The sequence below is a fragment of the Pseudomonadota bacterium genome, from assembly GCA_039714795.1.
In the GTDB taxonomy this organism is placed as follows: Bacteria; Pseudomonadota; Alphaproteobacteria; order JAGOMX01; family JAGOMX01; genus JBDLIP01.
Window position 1 is genome coordinate 1 of sequence record JBDLIP010000117.1, and the last position, 5,366, is coordinate 5,366.

Below are 5,366 nucleotides of genomic sequence, written 5' to 3' on the forward strand. Positions count from 1 at the left end.
CTATTTGAATTAAAAAGGAAATTTCAGAAAAAGTTTACGAAAACCTAAAAAAATATTACTTATTTATCAAAGGGTTATTGGTCCAGCGGGAGTGGCTGTTGTAAGTGGAATTGAATGTCGAAGAGTCCTGCAAATAACCTCTTGACTTGTCAACCTTTAAGGTTTAAATGTACTAGCGAGTGGTCAAAACTAGAGGTGGTCAAATGGGAGAAAATCCCTTTGAGTATATTGTGCATCAAGTTTTCTCGTTAGGCGTACTGTCGCTATTTTTGATGCAGTATCTTTGAGCGGCGCTCAATGATTCACTGGTCTTGGGTATACTTCTGATATTCAAAAAGATCCAAAGATCCAAAGAAGCAATGTTTAGATATTTAAGATAATATTTGTACAAGAGAGTACTCTTGCTTATAAAGATGGGAAGTCAGGAGAGGAACTATACTGAGCCCCATTTTTGTCGCAAATTCGTGGGGACTCATTGCCGCCCCCCACCCCCGCTAGGATATTTCCAAACAAGAATCATATATTTCCGGGTCGATTTCGAAACCAATTATGGCGATCATTTCAGTAATATTTTTGCAGCTTGAACTTGTGGCATAACAGATGATTCGCTGAAGGTAGCATTTACCTAAAATTCAGCTTACCCACTCAAAACGCAAAAGAGCCAAACAAACTCTACCAGGAAAGAAGCATACCGACTAAAAGCTTGGTCCCCACTGAATAGGAATCATTTTTGTGCGATACGTCGGACAAATTTAGGATGGCTTTAGAGAAGTTTGGAATAGAACTGGTACTGTGCCGGTTGAGCAATGACAAAAGAATAACAATTATGTGCTTGATTTTTTTAATAAAGTTATGATACAAATGAGCTATTAGTTTTTTGTTTACAGATTTATTAACTTAATATGAAAGAAAGTTACTGTTATGTATAAAAGAGAGTTTTGTTCCTATCATTTTAATTTAAGATACGTATTGATGCTGGGTGTTGTTGCAGTCTTTACCCTTAGTAATGCATCCATAGGAAAATACACGTTAACGATTCAAGAAGAGGAGCCTAGTAGTGGGCCCGTTCGGACATCTGTAGTTATTAAAGATGATATAGGTGAAAATTTCTTTAGTGCTTCTTTGGGTAGATATGAAAAGGCTGTAGAATGTAGAAAAGGCAATATGAATATTCATTTTTTGATAGACTCTCTAGGAAAATTGAAGATAACAAACTTAAATCAATTATATCTGGACAAATTGACGATCAAGTTTAAAAAAGATGTTTTATTAATAGGTGGTATTACATCTAAGCTAGTAGATGCCGATGTAGGTTCAATCTTGCTTGTAAAGTCAGATGCCGACAAAAAATCCAATAAAAGAACTAAGTTTTATTTTGGAACCTTTAGGACTACAGAAACAAATCTGAAATTCCAGGGTGGAGGCATTAGGCTTTCTTACAACAAAGGTGAATGGTATAAATGCGGTATATGGTCTGATAATGCAAAGTTACACTGTGAAAGTAAGACAGGAGGTTCAGCTTTAGAATTGGGTAAATTTTGCTTAAAAAAAGGTGGTAGTTTTGACATCCCTAATAAGAATAAGGCAACTGTTACGCAATTTATTAATGATTTGAGAGAATTAAACAAAACCTGGGAGTCCAAAATTTCTGTAAATGGCGACGAAATACAGTATGGAATTTTTAAGAATATGGAAATGTCACAAAGCTTCAAAGATAACTTTGATCAAGCTAAAGTTATCCTTGATCAACAAGGGGAGAACTTTCCATATCGTCTATACCTTACTAAAGCTAAAGAAATCCAAGGGAAGAACTTTCTATATCTTATATACTTTAATGAAGCTGACGAAATCCGAAATAAGAACCTTAAAGAAGAGGATGCGAGTTATGCTGCTCAGCAATATGCATTTGATAATATTTTTGACGTAGTGAATAAATTGGTACGGTCCTTAAATTATGACGATGGTTTAGAAGAATTTCTTGAGCAGATGCTCCTCTACTATATTGATACAATTAAACCTCTAGAAAAAAAATACGGGGTAAATATCGATAAAACAGTTTTTTGTGAAAGTATTAAGCTAATTGAGAAGAAACGAGAATTAAAGTGGATGGAAAAAACTTTAGACCATTGTAATAATAAATCCTTAAGTAAACATGATGTGGTGTGTAAACTGATTAATTGTCTAATATATATTAAGGGTGTGGACCGTTCTGATAATCCTCTTTCACAGAATTATGTCATAATTTTGATGGTTGGAATGAAGCTAGCGATAATGCAGGCTGTTGAGATAAAAGATCCAACTCTACGAGCCACTGAGTTGAAAAACATTCGCGAGACCATAAAAAAATATCGGCGTAATATAGAGAAGACTATGAAAAAAGAATTTAATAGGATAGTTTTGAAAACGCTAGAAGAAGTTGCAAATAGGGAAAATAATATCTGCAATAATATTGTGCGTACCCTCTCCAAATTTCCGGGTAAATTGACCAGACGACAGAAATTTACCGCCTAAAACCAATGTCTTAAAATCTGGAAATTCAGATTTACCCGGAGACATGCAACTCATTGCTAGTTTGCTCAAAAAATTGACCGAAAAATTTTGGTAGCCGTATAGAAATATCGGCACTGTACCAGTTCTATTCCACACCTCACCCCAAACCAAGTTTTTTGGTGGCATAACCGGGATAGCCTGCCATTGAAACAAACTCTACCAGGAAAGAAGCATACCGGCTAAAAGCTTGGTACCCACTGAATAGGAATCATTTTTGTGCGATACGCTGGACAAATTTAGGATGGCTTTAGAGAAGTTTGGAATAGAACTGGTACAATGCCGACTCACTGATATTGCAGCTCTTGTAAATCCTTAAAGTAAGCCAGTGCTTCTGGATTGGCCAGAGCCTCAGTATTGTTAACTTTCCTACCGTGAATCACATCCCGCACAGCGATTTCGACAATTTTTCCGCTTCTGGTGCGAGGGATATCAGCTACAGCGATAATTTTTGCTGGCACATGGCGCGATGTAGCCCCAGTTCTGATTTTCTGCTTTAGCTCTGTAATCAGGTCTTCATCTAACGTCACATCAGCGCGTAATTTGACAAACAAAATCACTCGTACATCGTCCTGCCACTCTTGGCCAACGGCGATGCTTTCCAGCACTTGCTCAAACTGCTCTACTTGGCGGTAAATTTCTGCGGTGCCAATGCGCACCCCTCCGGGGTTTAAGACGGCATCTGAGCGTCCATAGATGATCATGCCGTCATGCTCGGTGAGCTCAACAAAATCGCCATGATGCCAGACATTGTCAAAACGTGAAAAGTAGGCATCGTGATAGCGGGTGTTTTGTGGGTCGTTCCAGAATCCAATCGGCATTGAGGGGAAGGGGCCGGTACATACCAACTCACCTTTTTGCTGTGTGACCGAATTTGCCTGATCATCAAACACCTCAACCTTAAGTCCTAAGCTACGTGCTTGAATCTCGCCGCGCCAAACAGGAGCGGTGGGATTTCCCAGCACAAAGCAGCCCAAGATATCACTGCCGCCAGAGATGGAGGCTAAGCAGACATCGGCCTTGATGTCTTGATAGACATAATCAAAGGCTTCAGCAACCAACGGCGATCCAGTGGACGTGATCATTTTCAAAGAGTCTAGTTGGTGTGTTTGTTGTGGCTTAACCCCAGCTTTAGCAATAGCATCGATGAATTTAGCGGCTGTGCCAAATAATGTCATGCGTTCTTGCTCAGCGTAATCAAACAATACATCGGCATTCGGGTACACCGGTGAGCCATCGTACAGCAGCAATGTCGCCCCTGATGCCAGCGCTGAAACCTGCCAGTTCCACATCATCCAGCCGCAGGTAGTGAAATAAAATACCCGATCACCGGTTTTGATATCGCAATGCAATTGATGTTCTTTTAAGTGCTCAATCAGGGTTCCCCCGACGCTGTGGACAATGCATTTGGGTTTTCCGGTGGTACCGGAAGAAAACATAATGAATAGCGGGTGGTTAAAGGGCACTTGCTCGAATACGAGGGCAGGGGAGTCAATGCCGGCTTGAAATTCATCCCAAGTGGTGGCATGCGGTATTGAGTCAAGCGAATCGCCCGTCTCTGCGTAGGGAAATACCACCACACGCTCAAGGCTCGGCAGTTTTGCCACAATAGGTTCAAGTTTTTCAAGAGAGTTGAACAATTTGCCATTGTAGAAGTAGCCATCGGCACTAAACAAAACCTTAGGTTCTATTTGCGCAAGACGATCAAGAGTACCTTGGACTCCAAAGTCAGGTGAACACGATGACCAAATAGCGCCAATGCTGGCAGTGGCCAACATGGCGATGAGGGCTTCTGGAGTGTTGGGGACAAAGCCAGCAATTTGATCTCCGGGTTTGATCCCTTGGTAGCGCAGGGAGGCAGCAATTTTGGCGACTTGATTTTTGAGCTCATTAAAAGTTAGCGAACGCCTGACTTTGCTCTCGCCCCAAAACACCAGGGCGATATCATCGCCTTGGCGCCTTAGAAGATTTTCTGCATAATTAAGGCGGGCACCAGGAAAGAAACAGGCTTGTTGCATTTGCTCTGCGTGCTCTAGCACAACTTCACCGCGGGTTTGAGCAATGATACCGGTAAAATCCCAGACCGATTGCCAAAAGGCCTCTGGTTGATCGATCGACCATTGGTATAGATTTTGGTAACAATCGACTCGCACGCCCCAATGTTTGCGGACATGTGCAATAAAGGCGGTCAAATTCGACTGTTGGATTTGTGTTGCACGGGGTTGCCAAAGGGGAGGGGACATAGGTGTTGCCTCAATCTCTGTTACGTCAGGTTTTTGGGCTAGACTGCTGACAGGCATTGTATCCTCTTGAATGTGTTCGATAAAGCTGGTTTTTTAGCTATTTTTAAGTTTATCTTAGGTCGGTTTAATAGTTGGTTAAAGAGCTCAAGAGATCTTTTGATTGGATAAGAGATAACTGTACTTTCTGCCCGCAGGCCGTCATCCTGAACGCTGATTTTCCGGAAATTGTAATTATCTTGGAATGGATGTTAGGTCAGCTAAATTAAGGCGTTCGTTATTGTAGCGCATTGATATGCGTTATCTTGGGAGTTCTGTATGCTTGAAATTGCCATGTTTAACTGGGAACTCATGCATATCGTGTATAACATTCTCCAACGAATTACATAGAAATTAAATTAAATTTACTGTTGCTTCATCAAGAAATTTGCGCTAGCCTGTACCTTAAGTCGTGACGCAATGGGTGCGTAGAACCACCCAAAGCGCCACTAACCATGATCGATCTAACCGAAGGAGATCAACCAATGGCTGACGCCAACATACTATATCTCGTCCCTATTTACCACCAAAAGCGCTGCT

2 protein-coding genes are annotated in these 5,366 nt (G+C 41.0%); one reads left to right on the forward strand and one right to left on the reverse strand.

What is annotated here, in order from left to right:
- Positions 1-921 precede the first annotated feature (921 nt).
- Positions 922-2,511, forward strand: coding sequence for a hypothetical protein (locus ABFQ95_07455; GenBank protein MEN8237356.1), 1,590 nt, complete (start codon positions 922-924; stop codon positions 2,509-2,511).
- Between the two features lie 323 nt (positions 2,512-2,834).
- Here ABFQ95_07455 and ABFQ95_07460 read toward each other — a convergent pair whose 3' ends face one another.
- Entirely contained in the window at positions 2,835-4,790 is a 1,956-nt protein-coding gene (locus ABFQ95_07460) for an acetoacetate--CoA ligase (protein ID MEN8237357.1), read from the reverse strand.
- Positions 4,791-5,366 lie beyond the last annotated feature (576 nt).

Coding starts and splice junctions, on each gene's coding strand:
- ABFQ95_07455 (MEN8237356.1), top strand. CDS start 922: ATGTATAAAAGAGAGTTTTGTTCCTATCATTTTAATTTAAGATACGTA.
- ABFQ95_07460 (MEN8237357.1), bottom strand. CDS start 4,790: ATGTCCCCTCCCCTTTGGCAACCCCGTGCAACACAAATCCAACAGTCG.